This is a genomic window from uncultured Bacteroides sp. (assembly GCF_905207245.1).
Taxonomy (GTDB): domain Bacteria; phylum Bacteroidota; class Bacteroidia; order Bacteroidales; family Bacteroidaceae; genus Bacteroides.
In genome coordinates, this window is record NZ_CAJLKP010000028.1 from 13,172 (window position 1) to 32,581 (window position 19,410).

Annotated in this window: 8 protein-coding genes; 7 read left to right on the top strand and 1 reads right to left on the bottom strand. The window is 47.2% G+C overall.

The window, feature by feature from the left end:
* Window positions 1–4: 4 nt before the first annotated feature.
* A complete protein-coding gene (locus QZ135_RS10510; protein WP_294608735.1) occupies window positions 5–4,108 on the bottom strand; it encodes a two-component regulator propeller domain-containing protein in 4,104 nt (1,367 codons plus the stop codon).
* A gap of 425 nt (window positions 4,109–4,533) precedes the next feature.
* On the opposite strand from QZ135_RS10510, the gene QZ135_RS10515 reads away from it, so the two are divergent.
* The 7 genes from QZ135_RS10515 (at window position 4,534) to QZ135_RS10545 (ending at window position 19,392) form a co-directional block, all read left to right on the top strand.
* Window positions 4,534–7,686, top strand: a complete 3,153-nt coding sequence (locus QZ135_RS10515; RefSeq protein WP_294608737.1) for a TonB-dependent receptor — start codon at window positions 4,534–4,536, stop codon at window positions 7,684–7,686.
* A gap of 23 nt (window positions 7,687–7,709) precedes the next feature.
* On the top strand, window positions 7,710–9,398 hold the full coding sequence (locus tag QZ135_RS10520) for a RagB/SusD family nutrient uptake outer membrane protein (protein ID WP_294608739.1): 1,689 nt from the start codon (window positions 7,710–7,712) through the stop codon (window positions 9,396–9,398).
* Window positions 9,399–9,414: 16 nt separating this feature from the next.
* Window positions 9,415–10,818: a glycan-binding surface protein gene (locus QZ135_RS10525; RefSeq protein WP_294608741.1), complete on the top strand. Its 1,404-nt coding sequence runs from the start codon at window positions 9,415–9,417 to the stop codon at window positions 10,816–10,818.
* Between the two features lie 32 nt (window positions 10,819–10,850).
* On the top strand, window positions 10,851–13,172 hold the full coding sequence (locus QZ135_RS10530) for an endo-1,4-beta-xylanase (RefSeq protein ID WP_294608743.1): 2,322 nt from the start codon (window positions 10,851–10,853) through the stop codon (window positions 13,170–13,172).
* Window positions 13,173–13,414: 242 nt separating this feature from the next.
* Entirely contained in the window at window positions 13,415–15,124 is a 1,710-nt protein-coding gene (locus QZ135_RS10535) for a DUF5597 domain-containing protein (RefSeq protein ID WP_294608745.1), read from the top strand.
* An 18-nt stretch (window positions 15,125–15,142) separates the two neighbouring features.
* On the top strand, window positions 15,143–16,639 hold the full coding sequence (locus QZ135_RS10540; protein ID WP_294608747.1) for an MFS transporter: 1,497 nt from the start codon (window positions 15,143–15,145) through the stop codon (window positions 16,637–16,639).
* Between the two features lie 17 nt (window positions 16,640–16,656).
* Window positions 16,657–19,392, top strand: coding sequence for an endo-1,4-beta-xylanase (locus tag QZ135_RS10545; protein WP_294608749.1), 2,736 nt, complete (start codon window positions 16,657–16,659; stop codon window positions 19,390–19,392).
* Window positions 19,393–19,410: the final 18 nt, after the last annotated feature.

A 19,410-nucleotide genomic window follows, 5' to 3' on the forward strand; every position in this document is an offset into this window, starting at 1 on the left:
GCTTTTAGCTACTCCCTTGATGTGCCTGCATATATTCCTTGGGCGACATTCCATGAACTTCCTTGAAAGAACTGGAGAAATGCGACAGGTTCGTGTAACCTGTTGCATATGCCACTTCTGACACTGTCAGCTTCTTCTCTTTCAACAAGGCGGCAGCTTGTTGAAGGCGGATATTTTTAATAAAGTCTCGTGCCGATAGATTCGTCAGTTCCTTCAACTTGCGATGCACATGGACACGGCTCAGACCAACATTGGCTGCCAACATCTCCACATTCAGTTCCGTATTGGAGAGGTTTTCATTGATAACCTTCATTATCTTGCTCATCAATATCTCGTCCGCAGACTTCATCGATAACTTCTGCACCTTGTCTTCCTGCTGTTGTGCCCCACTGAATTTACTCTTCAACAGCTTACGATTAGCTATCAGATTGGCAATCGTACTTTTCAGCAACTCCGTATTGAAAGGCTTCACCATATAAGCATCCGCACCGGTTGCCATACCCTCCATCGTATCTTCCGGTTTAGACTTGGCTGTCAGCAGAATAACAGGCACATGATTGACATTCGTATTCTGCTTCATTTTCCGGCAAAGGGATAATCCATCCATTTCCGGCATCATAATGTCACTGATTACCAAATCAGGAGTATCCGCAAGAATCGTATCATAAGCCTCTTTTCCATTCTTACACATCATAATCCTGTAGTCTCCTTCCAGTTCCTCTTTCAGATAAGAAAGAATTTCCTCCTCATCTTCCACTATCAATATGCGCATGCGGTTCTTCGCTTTCCCTGCTTTTCTGTCTTCCGCATCTTCTTCCTCTCCTTCAAAAGTTTCCTCAAAATCAGGCTTCTCCGGTTTCACCAACACTGCATGGGGCGTAGTTGCCATTTCCACATCTTCCAGTTCATTCGTCCGCAGGTGGGCGGACCCCATCGGAATACGAATAATGAAACGGCTGCCCGGAGCATCCTCCCGGTTCTCTGCCAAAATAATCCCATGATGCAATTCCACCAACGAACGGGACAGGTGCAAACCGATACCCGTACCGAAGTTAGACTTCGTCACATCATTATCTATTTGATAGAAACGCTCAAAGATACGCTCTACCTTTTCCCTGTCGAGCCCGATGCCACTATCAGTCACCATTATCTCAAAGTATTCTTTCAGAGGGTCCCGGCGAGTGGAGTCGCGTCCGGTAGAAAGTTTCACAGTAATCTCTCCCTGTTCCGGAGTGTACTTGAATGCGTTAGAGAAGATATTCATCAATATCTTGTCGAAGTTATTCATATCCACCCATACTTTCAGTTGCGGCATGGCGTGTTCAAAAGTGAAGTATATCTTCTTCTTCCGCGCCATATAGTCGAAAGTGAGCATCACATCGTCAATAAACCCCACCATATCCGTCTCCCGGAACTTCATGAACATCTGTCCCTTATCCAGTTTACGAATGTCCATCAACTGGTTTATCAAGCGAAGAATACGTTGTGCATTCCGGTAAATCATCAGATACGTTTTCTGCACCTCCCCACCTTTCTTTTCAGCCAGCAACTTCTCCAGTGGGTTGATAATAAGCGTCATCGGAGTGCGTATTTCGTGGGAGATGTTGATGAAGAACTGCAATTTCGCCTCATTCAACTGCTCGGCATGTTCGCGGTTCATAATCTCACGGCGATGGCGCATGCGCGACAAGATATAGTTGATAATACCTACCACCAGCAAACCAAACAGGAAAATGTAAATGCAATAGGCCCACCACATTTCATACCAAGGCGGAGTAATCAGAATCTTCACCGTACGCACCTCCGAAAGATTACCGTGACTCAATGCCCGCACATGGAATGTATATTTACCCGGCGGAAGATTATTGTAGGTCACCCTGTTCACACCCGGCTCGGTACTGAGCCACTGGTTGCTCAACTCTTCAATCTTATACTGATAGGATATCTGCTCCGGATTGTTATACTGCAACGTGGAGAAAACGATGCTGAACGTATTGTCATAATGAGCCAACTGAAACAGATTTGCGTCCAGCACGGAAGTATACATAACAGTATGGCCTCCCGAACGCGTATTCTTACGGACAGGCTGATTAAAGATAAAGAAGTCCGTAATCCAGACACGGGTATCTTTCTGCACACTGCCTATGGACGAGGGCAGGAAGCAAGTGATACCGTTGATGCCACCAAAATAGATTTTCCCGGTGCGGTCCTTATAAAACGCCCCGTGCGTAAACTCATTTCCCTGCAAACCGTCTCCGGCATAATAATTAATGAAACGGCTATTCACCACGTCATATTTGCAGATGCCCATATACGTACTTATCCATATGTTATCCCTTTCGTCCTCACAAAGTCCGCAAATCACATTATTGGGTAAGCCGTCTGCCATCGTGAAGCATTTCAGTTCCTCGGTCTTTTTGTCGAAACGGTACAGCCCGTCAGTCGTACCCGCCCAAATGTTTCCGGCATGGTCTTCCTGCAATACATACCCCACGCGGTCCTCAATCAGGGAGTTTACTTTGCGGAAGTTGATAAAACTCTCGCTCTCCGGATTGAAACAACTAATGCCTTTATAATGTCCCAGCCAGATCAGTCCCTCACTATCACAAAAGATATAGTTCACCCAGTCATTAGCCAGTTCGTTGCGGGTCAGGTCTCCTGTTTCGTCTTTGGACGATTCGTAATGTTTCAGGATTTTCGTCACCAGGTTATATTGGTAGAAACCTGAGCCGAAAGTGCCAATATAAAGATTCTTATGCCGATCTTCCGTTATGGAGAATATCTTCTCGTTGTCGATGGGTAACGGATATTCACACTCTCCCGTCCACCTGTTCAGCTTTGCCAGGCCTCGTGTGTAAGAACCCAGCCAGAAGTCTCCGTTTGTATCCTCGTACATACACATGATGGTATTGGCAACGGACCGCGAACTATTACCCGGCTGATAATGCCGCAGCCTATTCCCTTCCGCATCCAATTCGTATACGCCTTCATTATCAGTGCCCACCCATAAGTGATGGTTGCTGTCTTGATAGATGGACATCACACAGCCCTGCCCGATAGGATTATAATAGATAGACTTATGACCATAATACTCAAATGGGTTCTCGTGTTTCGGAATCAAAGCAATCCCGCGCTGAAACAGCCCCAACCACAGATTCTTATCCCTGTCTTCCAGTATGGCATGTATCTTTCCCTCCGAGAAATCCAGTGGAGCGGAATTAATGCTATAATCTTCAATTTTTCCGGTCATCCGGTTATAGGTTTTCAGCCCCTGTCCGTCAGTGCCTATCAACAAGCGCTCTTCCACCAACGTCAGGCAATAGACCGACAACGCTCCTCCACCTTCGCAAGGAACGGGAATAAATTGATTCTTCTTGCGATCATACAGTGATAGTCCCTGTTTTTGAGTCCCGATAAACAAGTTTCCATATTTATCTTCCGCAATAGCAGAAACGTAATTGTCATTAATCACCGGATATCTGAACACACGCACCTCTTTCGTTGTAGGCAAATAGCAAATCAGTCCGTGACCTTCGGTACCTATCCATATGTTATAATGGGAGTCTTCATAGAGATTGGACTGGAAATTATAGTTTACCTGTCTCATGATTTCATCAATAGACACCGCCTGCTGCCGCTGCTCGTCGAGTCGGAAAATACCTTGTCCGGTGGTCACTATCCAGATTTCCCCGTTATGCAACCTCTGCATCTGCGTGACGTGCGGAAAAACCCGCTTGCCTGCACGTATCATCGGTATTTCACGGAAACTGTCCGTCTCGGAATTATACCTCATCAGCCCATCAATGCAGCCCACCAGCAGATTCCGTCCGTTATCTTCAAAGAGTGTGCGCACGTAGTTATTTTTAATGGAAGTGGAGTCGCCCGAGATGTGCTTGTAGTTCGAAAAGCGAAGTCCGTCGAACTTGTTCAACCCGTACTCCGTTGCTATCCAGATGAACCCTCTCTCATCCTGAAATATCTGATTGATAAGACTGCTTGACAGTTCATTATTGGTAGAGTAGAATTTACCGGTCTGTGCCGATACTGGCAAGCCAACCAAACACAGCAATAAGATAATAAGGAGGAGTTTGTTACGAACTGTTTTCATTGTATTCTATACTTAAAGGTAAGCAAAGATAAGAAAAACTTTCGAGATGCACCCGACTATCGGATGAATTAAAGTGAGATTCATCTATGCTCGGTTCCCATGAAAAATGTAACAGGTATACAGGTCAAGCAAGAAGGATATGCCTGCAAAAGAAACGTTTTATGTATCATTTACCCATCTGACGTAACACCAGCAAATAATTTTGTAACACAGGGAAAAGTCATGTTACATTTAAATGCAACACAGGCTACAATTTTTCATCAGTATATCCGATTAATCAAATACCTTTGTCTCAGACGAAAAGCGAAGTTTAACCCTTTAATACCAATGAATGTACATATGAAAACCTGAGAATGAAAAACATGTCTTCACATCTTTATTAAAGAAAGAGAATATTATTGTTATCCAATTTAATTAATTTCATCATGAAATGCACAATTTATTATTTTAAGCCATTGGGGCTTCTATTCTTATTATGCCTGATACCTATATGGGCATTTTCACAGAACGTTACTGTGAAGGGTGTTGTGACAGACACCACAGGAGAACCGGTTATCGGTGCAAGTGTAGTACAGAAAGGCACCAGCAACGGTATCATTACAGATATCGACGGCAACTTTACACTGAATGTTCCATCCAACAGTACCATCGTAATTTCATTTGTGGGCTACAAGACACAAGAGATTCCTGTAGCCGGAAAGACACAAATCAACGTTACCATGAAGGAAGATACTGAAATGCTGGATGAAGTGGTGGTAGTGGGCTACGGACAAATGAAACGTTCGGACCTCACAGGCTCCGTAGTATCGGTGAACGACGCAGCCATCAAGAAATCGGTACCGACTTCTATTGATCAAGTGTTGCAAGGCCGTGCCGCAGGTGTGCAGATACAGGCCAACTCCGGTACTCCGGGCGCATCCACCTCTATCCGCATCCGTGGTATCAACTCACTGAATGCTACGAACCAACCTATATTCGTGATAGACGGTGTAGTTGTGGACTCTGCCACCGATGATGAAAACAGCAATCCATTGTCCAGCATCAACCCGTCGGACATCGTGTCTATGGACGTCTTGAAAGATGCTTCGGCAACGGCAATTTATGGTTCGCGTGCGTCCAACGGTGTCATCATGATTACCACTAAACGCGGACAGGCAGGAGAAGCGACCGTGACTTACGACGGATATGCCGGCTGGCAAGAAATGCCTACACAGCTCGATATGCTGAATCTGCGCCAGTATGCGCAGCATCACAACGACCGTTCCGCCTTGGGACTGGTAGAACAAAGCAGCTCTTTTGTACGTCCCGACCTGCTTGGCGAAGGAACCAACTGGCAAGACGAGCTGTTCAGCAAAGCTTTCATGACGAGCCACAACATCTCTGTCAGTGGCGGTAACAACAAAACAACTTATGCCTTTAGCGGTGGATTCCTCGACCAAGACGGTATTGCGCTGGGGTCCAGCTTCCGCCGTCTTTCCCTGCGTGCCAATGTCGATACTGAAATCAAGTCGTGGTTGCGCGGTGGCGTAAACTTTTCATTTGCCGAATCCAAGCAGAATGTAGGTACTGACAATAATACCATCATGAGCGCACTGATACAACAACCCACGGTTGCCGTTACATCTCCCGATGGTTCATTTGACGGTCCGGACGATGTGTGGATGCCCGAGAATCCGGTGGGACTTGCCTCTATACGTACCAATAACAACCGCAAGACCAACTTCCGTTTCAATACCTATCTGGAAGCAACACTACTGAAAGGACTAACCTTTAAGACAGAACTTTCCGCCGACTGGAACTTCAACAACTATTATTATTATCAGCCCGATTATCAGTTCGGTATCAAGACGAGTGACACACGTACTTCCAAGTGGACCAAAACCAATACGAAATACTGGTCATGGCGCAACATCCTTACTTACAACAATACGTTTGCAGAGAAACATAACATCAACGTTATGGTGGGTCAGGAAATGTCTCAATCCAACTGGGAGACACAAGTGGGCACCGCCACAGGTTTCCTCAGCAACACTACTCCCGATTTGAGCGCAGGCGACGTCACTACTTCTACCACTACGGGTTCGCGCGTGGTGAACTCTATCGCTTCGTTCTTCGGACGTGCTTTCTACTCTTTCGACGAACGTTACCTGCTGACGGCAACCATTCGCCGGGACGGTTCCTCCAAATTTGCCAAAGGTAACAAATGGGGATGGTTCCCCGCAGTAGCCCTTGCATGGCGTGCGTCACAGGAATCATTCCTGCAAAACAACGAAGTCATTAACAACCTGAAACTCCGTGCCGGCTGGGGTGCCACGGGTAACCAGAATGTCAGCGATTACGCTTACATGGCACTTCTCTCCTACAAAACCACTCCTTGGGGAACCGGCGTGCTGACAGGCAACACAGCCAATCCTGACCTGACATGGGAGACGACCCATTCTTATAATATAGGTATAGACCTCGGCTTATTCCAGAACCGTATCGAGTTGATTGCCGATGTATATTACAAGAAGACCAAAAACCTTCTGCTCCAGCTCCCCTTACCCGCTTATCTCGGTTCAAGCGGACAAGGAGCGGCATCCAACCCTTGGGGTAACGTAGGTTCTCTTCAGAATAAAGGTTTCGAACTAACTGTAAATACCACCAACATCACAAACAAGGATTTCCAGTGGACATCGAACCTCGTATTCTCGCTCAACCGCAATAAAGTACTGGAACTTGACACCGACAATTCATCCATCGAAAAGAGTTACCAACCCAGTTCGGCCAGCTACATCGTCACCAAGACAACCGTAGGACAGCCTATCGGGCAGTTCTGGGGATACAAGGTAATCGGACGTTTCGACGAACCAACGGATTTCTACCGCAAAGACGCTGACGGCAACGTGAAGCAAGTAGCCATTCCGGAAGGCAACACGATTGCCCAAAATAGTACGTGGATAGGTGACTACATTTATGAGGACCGCAACGGTGACGGTGTCATCAACAACGAAGACTGTACCTACCTCGGAAACCCGGAACCGAAATTCACTTATGGTATCGGCAATACATTCTCTTACAAAGGCTTCGACCTGACAGTATTCTTCTCGGGATCATACGGCAACAAGGCACTCAACCTGACCCGCTACCGTATCGAAGACCCGCGTTCCAATGGAAATATCCTCAAGTCATCGTTGAACTATGCCCAAATCGGTTTGATAGATCCCAACGGTCCGGATGATGATTACCGCAATCTGCATGTAATAAATGGCTCCAGCACCATATTACCTGCCTTGCAGGAATCGGATGCCAACAACAACTTTACCCGCATCAGCGACCTGCTTGTAGAGGATGCTTCCTATATCCGGCTTCAGAACATCTCTATCGGTTACACATTCCCAAAGAAATGGATAAGCAAAATTTTCCTCAGCAATGCGAGAATTTACGCTAACATACAGAATGTATACACATGGAGCAAATACAAAGGACTTGACCCGGAAGTAGGTTCCATCTACGGAGATGCATTGATGACCGGTGTGGATTACGGCCGTTATCCCTCGCCCCGCATCTACACATTCGGATTAAACATATCCTTCTAATCTTTTAAAACGAATTATACATTATGAAAAATAGAATATTAATCATAGCAACACTGGCCGGTTCGCTGGTATTGAGTTCCTGCGAGGACTTCCTGACACACGAAAACACCACCAGTGCCAACCAGGAAACCTTCTTCGACAGTGATGAAGCTCTGGAAGCTGCTACCGCACCGCTTTACAACTATGTGTGGAACAGTTTCAACGATAAAGCCTATTATAGCATGGGAGACGGACGCGCAAACAATATCACAGCCCGTTGGTCCGACTATATCTATCCTTATACAAACTTCACGGAAACAGCCTTGAGCCCGGGCCTTGAAGATGCATGGGGTTCCTTCTATTCTGTAGTGGCACAGTCCAATTATGCCATCAATAATATCAGAGACTACTCCGGCCCCCAGGTCAGCGAAGCAGCCAAGATACAAGCATACGCCGAAGCACGTTTCATGCGCGGACTTGCTTACTGGTACATCGGTTCCCTATGGAACAAGGGTATCATCTATGAAAACACAGCGGAGCAGGTGGGCAATTCCGTTGTTCCCGCCAACCGGGGTGTCGACGTAATAGAATTTGCCATCCGCGACCTTGAGTATGCGGCAGTCAACCTCAGCAAGACAGCTTCCGATGTAGGCCGCGTCACCCGTTACAGTGCTTACGCTCTTCTCTCGCGTATGTATCTCTCCATGGCAGGACTGACCACCGACGGTGAATACAATGGCAGCAATATTGCTACCGACTTCAACCGCGGTTCGCGCAACTCCCATTATCTGGATATGGCACGTAAAGCTGCCTTGAAAGTAATCAATGAAGGCCCATACTCATTGCTTAACAATTACAGCGAACTGTTCGCGCCAGCCACATGCAACAACAACAACGAATCCATCTTCCAGTTGCAATGGCTGCAAGGTAGTACGGATGCCATCGGTTGGGGATGCAACAACTCTATGACCACCTATTTCGGCTGGTCGACCATGGTAGGCGAACAGAACTGGGGAAATGCCACATATGCTTCGTACGACCTTGTGCGCACTTATGATCCTCAGGACCGCATACGCCGCCACTGCACCATTGCCACCGTCGGTGAATACTACCCGGAACTTAATACGAAGAACGGCGGCTACACATATAATGTGACCGAAACCGGCTATGACAACAAATGTAACTTCAAGAAGTATGTGATAGGCAAGATTGACGACAATGGACAAAGCTACTCGCAAAGTAGCGGACTCAACACCTACATGATGCGCTTGGCAGAAGTATATCTGAATCTCGCCGAAGCTGTCCTCGGCAACAATGCTTCGACTAGCCAACCAGAAGCTCTCGACCCCTTCAACGCAGTGCGCAAACGTGCCGGAATGCCGGAACTGACGAGCATCACGTACGAGAACATCCATTACGAACGCCGCATCGAATTCGCATTGGAAGGACAATATTGGTATGACCTCCTGCGCCGCTCTTACTACCGGCAGCAGGAAGTGGTGAACTACCTCAATAACCAGGAACGTAATGCCGGTTACGAATGGGACGAAACCGAAGCTTGCCAATATGCAAAGACTTCTGATGGAACCGGAGTTTCCATCGCTACGTCAGCCAATCTCACTCTGCCGATTTCGGATGTAGACCGCGGACGCAATCCTCTTTTAAATAACGACCCGGTGGCCTACGAATTCGGTGCAAGGGAAGTTACAGAAAATGATTTGTTCAATGATTAACAAACAATAGAAGATTATGAAAAGCTTAAAATATATATGGATATTATGCTTGTCATGCCTGGCAACGGGTCTCACCTCATGCAATGAGGATGATGAATACTTTGACAGCAAATACCAAAGCGTAAAAATTGTGGTTGACCAAATTTATCTGGAAAATTACGAATCATCCGTGCCCGACCGTCCCGTAACCTTCGCACGCCTCGGTCAACTGATCCGGGTGGAAGGCAGCGGACTCTATGGCATGAAGAAAGTCTACATCAACGGATATGAAACTTATTTCAACCGCGCATATGTGACAGACCGCTCCATGCTGATTCAAATCAACAGCAATACACCCGTTGAAGATGCCGAAGAGGCCGACCGCAATGTCATCCGCTTTGTGAAAGATAACGCCACATTGGAGTATCCACTCATCATCCGCGCAGCTTCGCCCACGATAACCGGTATCAGCAATACGATGCCTAAAGCCGAGGAAACTGTAACCGTCTATGGAACAGGCCTGCAGGAAACCATCAAAGTAACCTTGCCCGATGGAACAGAAATCACCACCGGCATTGAGAGTGACAAAGACGGTGAATGGTATTCATTCATCATGCCCAAGAATATTTCGGGAGGCGGTTCCATCTACTCTGAAGGTGCCAACGGACAGGCTGCCACACCGGCTTACTTCAACTTTACAGACTGCATGATACTCGACTTCGACGGCAAGGGTACCCAAGGCTTCTGGAGTTGGACAGAAACAGGCTCTATGATAAATGCCGACGACCTCGTAGAAGATCCATACGACAGCGGACGCGGAAAATGCGTTCAGATTGTTCCCCAACGTCTGATAGATGCAGGAGTTATATCCGGCAAACCTCGTGTGTCCGAATGTTGGACAGCCGGCAACGATGATGCGGCAGACGATTGGAGCCGTATGTATTCCTACATTCCGGCAACCACTCCACTGAGTGAGGTAGCGTTGCAGTTTGACGTCTACGTGCCCGACACATGGAGCGGCACCGGACATCTGCAAATATGCTTGTTCAACAACTTCAACTTCGCCGGTATCGGTTCCGACGATGACGGCGCTTCCAATCAGGTGGCATTCTATGTGCCTTGGATTCAAGACGGTACCATTGTTCCGTTCTCAACTACAGGCTGGCAGACTGTAACCATTCCATTCAGCAAGTTCAACAAGTATGCAACTATGATAGAGGATAAGGAAAGTCCGGTATTCCAGAATGTGGTAGACGACCGTAATGCCGCTACTTACAGAAACTTCGGCATCGGTTTCGTCAATACGGATTTCACCTATCAGGACGTAAGTGTTACATCTACCGCTTTTTCAAGCCGTGTTTATTTGGATAATTGGCGCGTAGTGCCTTGCAAGAATATTGTTATCTCCGATTATCCCGAAGATGAAGAAACTACAGAATAAACTCAGTAGAAACAAATTAAACATTAAGAATTATGAAACTAAATAGAATTATTCTTCCGCTAATGGTTGGCGCACTGACATGGAGTAGTTGCGACGACCAGATTATGGAATGGAAAGAATCCGACGGAAGTGTCACTGCTTCTGATATTCCCCTCGCCCTGAAGGAGAAAATAGCGAACTATGACTATATCAAAGCGTATGCGGCACAGTATGCGCCCAATATGACAATAGGTCTTGGCTTAGGAGCCGATTTGTATATCAACGACGCAGCATACAAAGCCGTGGCCGATGCGAACTTCCAGATGTTTACGACGGGGAATGCCATGAAACATTCCGCCGTAGTAAAGAACAACGGCGATCTGGACTTTACAACCATCGATGCATTTCTGAACGCAGTGCCTACCGATATCAAGGTGTACGGACATAACTTCCTTTGGCACACCCAACAAAGGCAAACGTATCTGAAATCGTTGATTGCCCCGGAAGTAATTATCGAAGTAGACGATGACGATGTATGCGAGAACATCGTCGGCAACTTCGGCTTTGAAGGCGGAAATGCAGAAGGCTGGACAGGCCTGTGGGGTAAATATACTTATGCTGTAGAACAACCGGGATATGACAGTAATTATGCCCTGCATTTCACGATGACCAACGAAACAAAAGACAACTATGATTGTCAGTTGTTCTGGCCTACCGGAATGCTTGAGACAGGAGTAACGTACGCCTACTCATTCTGGGTAAAATCAGATGCCGGTCTTGAAGTTCAATTTATAGGTCAGAATGCAGCTTATGACGGTATTTATAAAGAAAAATTCACCGCACCAAGCGACTGGATTCGATGCACAGGTGAATTTACCTATACAGAAAGTGATAAAAAAGACATTGAACGCGTAGGTATCCAGTTCGGTGGAACACCGGGAAGCAATCTGTGGGTGGATGACTTCAAGTTCGGCAAGAAGATTGAAGAAAAGATGATCAATATCATAGATGATGGGAAGTTTGAAGACGGAACTCTCGGCTCGTGGTTCGGCTGGGGTAATGGTTCTACTCGCTCTATTTCTGAAAAAGGAGAAGGTTATAATAGCGACTACTGCATGATAATGGTCAACCCTTCTGATGGTGATTCATGGAGTGCTCAAACTGCTCATTCATTCCCTGAGGAATTAACTGTAGGAAAGACCTACATGTATTCAGTTATGGTGAAGGCAACAGTCATCAATCCGGATTTCACCCTACAGGTGCAAGATTCCAACGGTGGCAATGGTGAAGGATACGTAAGTGGTGAAACAGTCGTAGACCAATGGGTTCCTATTGAAGGGGAATTTATATGCAAAAACGAAGGCATGGCACGTCTCTGTATCAACTACGGTAAAGTGGGAGGAACTTATTACATAGATAATTTCAAATTCGGCGAAAAGAAAGAAACCGCAGAAGTTAAGAACACGCTCCGTGCCACAACCCGCGCCGGTGGCATCACTTATAAGTTCAAGACTGCCGAAGAAAAGAAAACCGCCCTGCTGGGTGCCATGGAAGCATGGATCAAAGGCATGCTGGAACATCCGGGAATGGACCGCGTAAAGGAATGGGATGTAATCAACGAGCCTATCGCCGACAACAACCAGTGGCGTGGCATAGACGGCAACTTCATGAGCAACGGAGACGATGCTCCCGACACAGCACCTGTAGAAGATCCGGCAAGTGGTCTGAGCCTGAACTGGGCAAGTGATCACTTCTATTGGGGATACTACATCGGTAAGGAATATGCAGTGAAGGCCTTCGAGTATGCACGCAAATATGCACCTGCCGATACCAAACTTTATGTTAATGACTATAATCTGGAGACAAACCCAAGCAAACTGGCTGCCTTGATAGACTTCGTGAAATACATTGAGGATAACGGACAGGTTGTGGACGGTATCGGTACCCAAATGCACGTACAAGGTGCCAGCATCACAAGAGCACAAATCGATGCCATGTTCAAGGCTATGGCTGCCACCGGCAAGTTAATCCGCGTCACTGAACTGGATGTTGCATTAGGAACTTCCAGTCCCTCCGCCGAACAACTGGCAACCCAAGCAAACGTCTATCAGATGATTTTCGAATCATTCAAAGAGAATGTCCCCGAAGCACAACAGTCAGGTATCACCATCTGGACGCTGAGCGACAATGCCGCAGAGCATGAATACTGGTTATCCGGTGATGCTCCTAACTTATTCGATGCAAACTATGGACGCAAACATGCCTATAAAGGCGTATGCGACGGAATTGCCGGAAAAGATATAAGTGAAGACTTCAGTGGCGACGACTGGAAGAATGCATATGAAACAGAAGAGGAGGAGACTCCCGCTGAATAATGAGTGAAGACAGGAAATTTGGTAAGGCTGGAGCCTTACCAAATTTTCCATTAAACAATGAACAAAACACCCTTTTTACCCTCTGAAACGGGAAGATGTACGATAAACGAAAAATTATGTAACATCCGGCAGGGGTAATGTAACTGAAATGAAGTTTTCTGCAACACTGCGAGAAGCATCCTAAATTATAGCTTACTATCTTTGTTGCTACAGAAAATAGTTCAAATCAATACCAGCAAATAATGAAGAATTGGATTTTATTTTTGGCAACCAGTCTTATATTCGTACACGTAAATGCTCAGAAAAGTACATTGCAGAAACAAGGTACTGCCACACAACTGGTAGTAGACAGCAAGCCTTTTCTTATTTTAGGTGGTGAATTAGGAAACTCATCTGCCGCCTGCATAGAAGATATTGAACGCATCTTCCCTAAACTTCAACGCATGGGACTGAACACAATACTCGTTCCGGCATACTGGGATTTGACTGAGCCGCAAGAAGGCCAATTCGACTTCACACTTACAGATAAAGTCATCGACCAAGCACGGCAGAATAACCTGAAAGTAATCTTTCTCTGGTTTGGAGCCTGGAAGAACTCCATGAGTTGCTATGCTCCCCTCTGGTTCAAGGAAAACTATAAGAAATATCCGCGCGCCTATACGCAAAACAGGAAACCACTCGAAATAGCCAGCGCATTTTCCGAAAATGTTTATCAGGCAGACAGCCACGCTTTTTCTCAATGGATGAAACACATCGCAGCCATTGATAAAGAGGAAGGCACCGTCATCATGATACAGATAGAAAATGAGATAGGTATGCTGGAAGATGCAAGAGACTACTCCAAGGAAGCCAATGCACTGTTCAATGCGCCGGTTCCCGCCGAGCTGATGAAGTACCTGCAAAAGAACAAGAAGACACTCCATCCTGAAATGCTACAAAAATGGGAAAGCCAGGGTTGCAAAAAGCAAGGTACTTGGCAGGAAGTATTCGGAGCCGATATCTATACCGACGAACTTTTTATGGCCTGGCACTATGCCCGTTATGTAGAAAGAATGGCACAGGAAGCTCGGTCTATCTATAACGTTCCGCTTTATGTAAACGCTGCCATGAACAGCCGCAACCGCAAGCCCGGTGAATACCCATCTGCTGGTCCGTTGGCACATCTTATCGATATATGGCACTGTGGAGCACCCAGCATTGATTTACTCGCACCCGACCTTTACGACAATGGCTTCACGAATTGGGTGGCTAAATACAAACTGCACAACAACCCATTGTTCATTCCCGAAATAAAACTGACGGATAATAATGGTGTAAGGGCTTTCTACATTTTCGGTGAGCATGACGCCATCGGCATCAGCCCGTTCTCTATTGAAGACGGTCCCGATTCTCCCAACGCTCCATTGGTAAAAAGCTATAATACATTAAAGGAAATGATGCCCCTCCTAACCCGATATCAGGGGAAAGGTGTAATGAAAGGATTACTCTTCGATCAGGAAAATAAAGAAAACATCCTCTATCAGGATGATTTAAAGATAATCTGCCGCCACTTCTTCACCCTACCCTGGGACCCACGTGCCAGAGATGGCAACACATGGCCCGAAGGAGGTGGTATTCTGCTGAAACTTGCCCCGAATGAATATATCATAGCAGGTAGCGGCATTGTCATCGAATTTGAAAAAGCTACTGAAAACCAAACCAAAGCACAGGCTTTGGGCGAAGATGGTTTCGCCCAGACAGGAGGAAAGGGAGAGACAATAATAAGTAAAAAGGTGGCGTGGAAAGGTGCTCGTTGTGGCATTGGTTCAGTGGACGAGGTGAAAGTGAATGAAGACGGTACTTTCTCATATATTCGTCGCCTGAATGGTGATCAGGACCATCAGGGGCGCCATGTACGTATCTCAGTAGGAGATTTCCGCATCTTACACGTGAAGTTGTATGAATATAAATAAATAACTGAAAATATAATCATGAATGCACTAAGTCAAAAAGTGTCTATGGCCGAAAAGATCGGTTATAGTTTAGGAGATTGCTCTGCGAACCTTGTGTTCCAGATGATGATGATTTACCAAACCAAGTTCTATACCGATGTATTCGGTTTGGAAGGTGCCATTGCTGGGTCGGTCATGCTGATTGCCCGCATTGTGGATGCCTTTGTTGACCCGACCGTAGGTATACTGTCCGACCGGACACAGAGCAAGTGGGGCAAATACCGCCCGTGGGTACTCTGGACAGCACTGCCGTTCATGGTGTTCTACGTACTGGCATTCTATAATCCCGGCATCGAGGACAAAGGACTGGTGGCAGTATACGCAACCATCTCTTATACTTTATTAATGACGCTCTATTCTTTCAATAATACCCCGTATGCATCACTGGGTGGTGTGATGTCGAGTGACATCAAGGAGCGCACAAGCATTACCTCCATCCGTTTCGTGGCTGCCACTATCGCGCAGTTCATCGTACAAGGTCTGACGCTGCCGTTAGTAAGCAAATTCGCGGGCGAAAGCGGTGACAAAGGACATGGCTGGTTGTGCACTATCTCCCTGTTTGCTGTGATAGGTTTTGTGTTCCTGGTCATCACCTTTTTCTCAAGTCGTGAACGTATCACGCCACCGGCAAGCCAGAAAACAGATACCAAGAAAGATATCAAGGATGTATTCAAGAATATCCCTTGGAGGGCCATGTTCATCCTGACGCTCTTCCTCCTCACCACCCTTGCCATGTGGGGAAGCGCTATGAACTACTATTTTGAAAATTATGTGGATGCCGGTGCGCTGTATGCATTTCTTGATAAACTCGGGCTGGTAGCTACACAGGCCAGTGACAGTGTAGGCTATACAATATTGAACGCCTTCGGACTCATTGTCAGCAGTCCCGAAAAGGCCTATGAAGTCGGTTTTGGTGTGTTCAATATGCTGGGAGCCATCGTACAGTTCTTCGGTGTTATCTTCCTGTCCGGCTTCCTGGCAAACCGCTTCGGAAAGAAATCGGTATTTATCGTTTGTCTGGCACTGACGGCATTGTTCACGGCATTCTTCTACTTCCCCAACGAAACGGATGTAGAGACGATGTTTGTACTAAACTTCCTGAAGAGTCTGGCATATGCACCCACCGTTCCATTACTCTGGGCAATGATTGCCGACGTGGCCGACCATTCGGAATATGTAAACCATCGCCGTGCAACAGGTTTCGTGTTTGCCGGTGTAGTGTTCGCTTTGAAAGCCGGCCTGGGTGTGGGTGGTGCCATTCTGGGCTTCCTGCTTTCCGGCTTCGGATATGTATCGGGAGCAGGCGTGGCACAAAGCGAATCGGCCATTCATGGCATCGTGCTCTCATCCAGCATCATTCCGGCAGTAACATTCTTTGTGGGAGTCATTGCACTGTGGTTTTACCCCATCACAAAGAAATATAATGAACAGATACAAGCTGAGTTGACCGAACGTAGAAATAAAGCTGATTATTAATCATACTAAGCCATAGCATGAAATTAAAGAATATAGTCTTATCCGTCTGCACTGCTGCACTGATAGCTTGCAATAGCGACAAACCCGCAGTTGCAGACCCGACTCTGAAAAATATTATAGGTGATAAATTCCTTGTTGGTGTCGCCCTCAACTCCGAACAGGCGGCGGGGCGCGACACCAGTGCCGTCCGCGTCGTGAAGCGTCACTTCAACTCCATCGTGGCAGAAAACTGCATGAAGAGTGAAGTGATTCACCCCGAAGAAGATCGCTATGACTTCACCCTGGCAGATGAATTTGTCAAGTTCGGTGAAGAGAACGGAATGTTCATCATCGGGCATTGCCTGATATGGCATTCGCAACTATCTCCATGGTTCTGCGTAGACGACGAAGGTAAAAATGTCTCGCCCGAAGTCTTGAAACAACGGATGAAAGATCACATCCATACCATCGTAGGAAGGTATAAAGGTCGCATCAAAGGCTGGGATGTGGTGAACGAAGCCATTGAAGGGAACGGAAGCTACCGCCGAAGCAAATTCTACGAGATATTAGGAGAAGAATACATCCCGCTCGCTTTCCAGTTCGCCCATGAGGCCGACCCGGATGCTGAGCTATACTACAATGACTATGGCATGCACGAATCCGGACGTCGAGACGGTGTAGTACGCATGGTACGTTCACTGAAAGAGAAAGGTCTGCGTGTAGATGCCATCGGCATGCAAGGACACATGGGACTGGATTATCCCACCATCGGCGACTATGAAACAAGCATCCTTGCATTTGCCGCCACAGGTGCCAAAATCATGATTACGGAATGGGATATGAGTGCCCTCCCTACATTGAACCGTGGAGCAAACATCGCTGATAAAGTAGCTTTCGAGAAAGCCCTGAATCCCTATCCGGAATCTCTCCCGGACAGCATATCGCAGTTATGGAATGCCCGTATGAAGTCGTTCATGGAACTTTTCATGAAGCACTCCGATGTCATTACGCGTGTGACGGCATGGGGCGTATCAGACGGTGACTCCTGGAAGAATGACTGGCCTATGGCCGGAAGACGCGAATATCCGTTGCTCTTCGACCGTTCATATCAGCCCAAACCTTTCCTGAAAGAGATATTGGAACCTAAAGTAGCAAAATTCTACGAATTCAGCTACTCAGTTGACAAGGAAGACAGGGAAGAAGTTGACAAGGAAAGCAATGACAACGTAGTCCCTCGTCCCCTTGTCTCCTCGTCCCCTCGTCAACCTCTCAACCCCATTCTCCCCGGCTGTTACCCCGATCCCAGCATCTGTCGCGTAGGGAACGATTATTATATAGTCAATTCCTCTTTCGCCTTTTTCCCCGGCGTCCCCATCTGGCACAGTACCGACCTGACAAATTGGGAACAGTTGGGTTACGTCCTCAACCGCCCCGCGCAACTGCCCATGTACGACGGTCTGCGCATCAGTGGCGGCATCTATGCCCCGGACATCAAGTATAATCCGCACAACGGGTTGTTCTACATGATAACCACTGCCGTAGATGGCGGAGGCAACTTCTTCGTCACTACCGATGACCCGAAAAAATGCAATTGGAGCGATCCTACGTTCCTGCCCGAAGTGGGCGGCATCGACCCGGGTTTCCTCTTTGACGAAGACGGGAAAGCATACATCGTAAATAACGACGCTCCCGCCGGAAAGCCGGAATACAGCGGTCACCGAGCCATCTGGATACGTGAATTCGACTGGCGAAATGGCTGTACCGTAGGAAAACAAAAGATGATTATCGACGGCGGTGTAGACAAATCGCAACATCCCGTCTGGATAGAAGGGCCGCACCTTTATCACATCAACGGAACTTATTATCTGATGGCCGCCGAAGGTGGAACAGGGCCTAACCATTCAGAAGTAGTCTTCACTTCCGATTCTCCTTTCGGTCCCTTCAAACCTTGCGCCACCAACCCGATACTGACGCAACGCGGATTGCCGGAGGACCGTCCCAATCCCGTCACCTGTGTCGGCCATGCCGACCTTGTGCAGACACCCGAAGGCGACTGGTATGCTGTCTTCCTCGGCGTTCGTCCTTATAAAGGAGGGCACGACGTAATGGGACGCGAAACATTCATGCTCCCCGTCACCTGGAAAGAAAACCAACCGGTGATTCTGCCCGAAGGTGAAACTATCACTTACACAGCCGACCGCTCTTACGGTCCTACCCCACTCTGGACAGCCGACGGATTATCAAAAGAAGCCTTCTTTATCCGCACCCCACTGGTGTCCTGCTATGAAATAGGAAGTAAAGGTCAACTCACCCTGACCGCCAGCAGTAGCGACCTCAAGGATAAACGGCAACCCGCTGCCATCGGTCGCTGGATAAACAACTGGACATTCACCGCCAAGACTGCCCTCGACTTTACGCCCGAACAACAAGGAGATTTTGCAGGCATCACCTGTTTCCAGAATGATTATTGCTATATCCGCTTCGGAAAAACATTGGATAAGGAAGGTAAACCTGCACTCTCACTAGAAGCATACAGTCGTGGAAAACTCTGCAATCAAGCAAGCGTTCCCCTATCCGAAACCGACGGAAAACTCTATCTGAAAGTAGAAGGAAACGATGCTGTGAATTATACTTTTAGCTACGCCACCAGCCCCAAAGGCCAGTGGACACAAGTAGGCGAACCGGTTTCCGCCGACTTGATAAGCACACAGACCGCCGGTGGTTTCACCGGTACGATGGTGGGTATTTACGCAACAGGAAACTATCATAACTAACAAACAAGAATAACCCTT

Excerpts from the sequence above, each read along its gene's own strand:
- QZ135_RS10515 (WP_294608737.1), top strand. The coding sequence starts at position 4,534 with ATGAAATGCACAATTTATTATTTTAAGCCATTGGGGCTTCTATTCTTA.
- QZ135_RS10530 (WP_294608743.1), top strand. The coding sequence starts at position 10,851 with ATGAAACTAAATAGAATTATTCTTCCGCTAATGGTTGGCGCACTGACA.
- QZ135_RS10520 (WP_294608739.1), top strand. The coding sequence starts at position 7,710 with ATGAAAAATAGAATATTAATCATAGCAACACTGGCCGGTTCGCTGGTA.
- QZ135_RS10525 (WP_294608741.1), top strand. The coding sequence starts at position 9,415 with ATGAAAAGCTTAAAATATATATGGATATTATGCTTGTCATGCCTGGCA.
- QZ135_RS10510 (WP_294608735.1), bottom strand. The coding sequence starts at position 4,108 with ATGAAAACAGTTCGTAACAAACTCCTCCTTATTATCTTATTGCTGTGT.
- QZ135_RS10540 (WP_294608747.1), top strand. The coding sequence starts at position 15,143 with ATGAATGCACTAAGTCAAAAAGTGTCTATGGCCGAAAAGATCGGTTAT.
- QZ135_RS10535 (WP_294608745.1), top strand. The coding sequence starts at position 13,415 with ATGAAGAATTGGATTTTATTTTTGGCAACCAGTCTTATATTCGTACAC.
- QZ135_RS10545 (WP_294608749.1), top strand. The coding sequence starts at position 16,657 with ATGAAATTAAAGAATATAGTCTTATCCGTCTGCACTGCTGCACTGATA.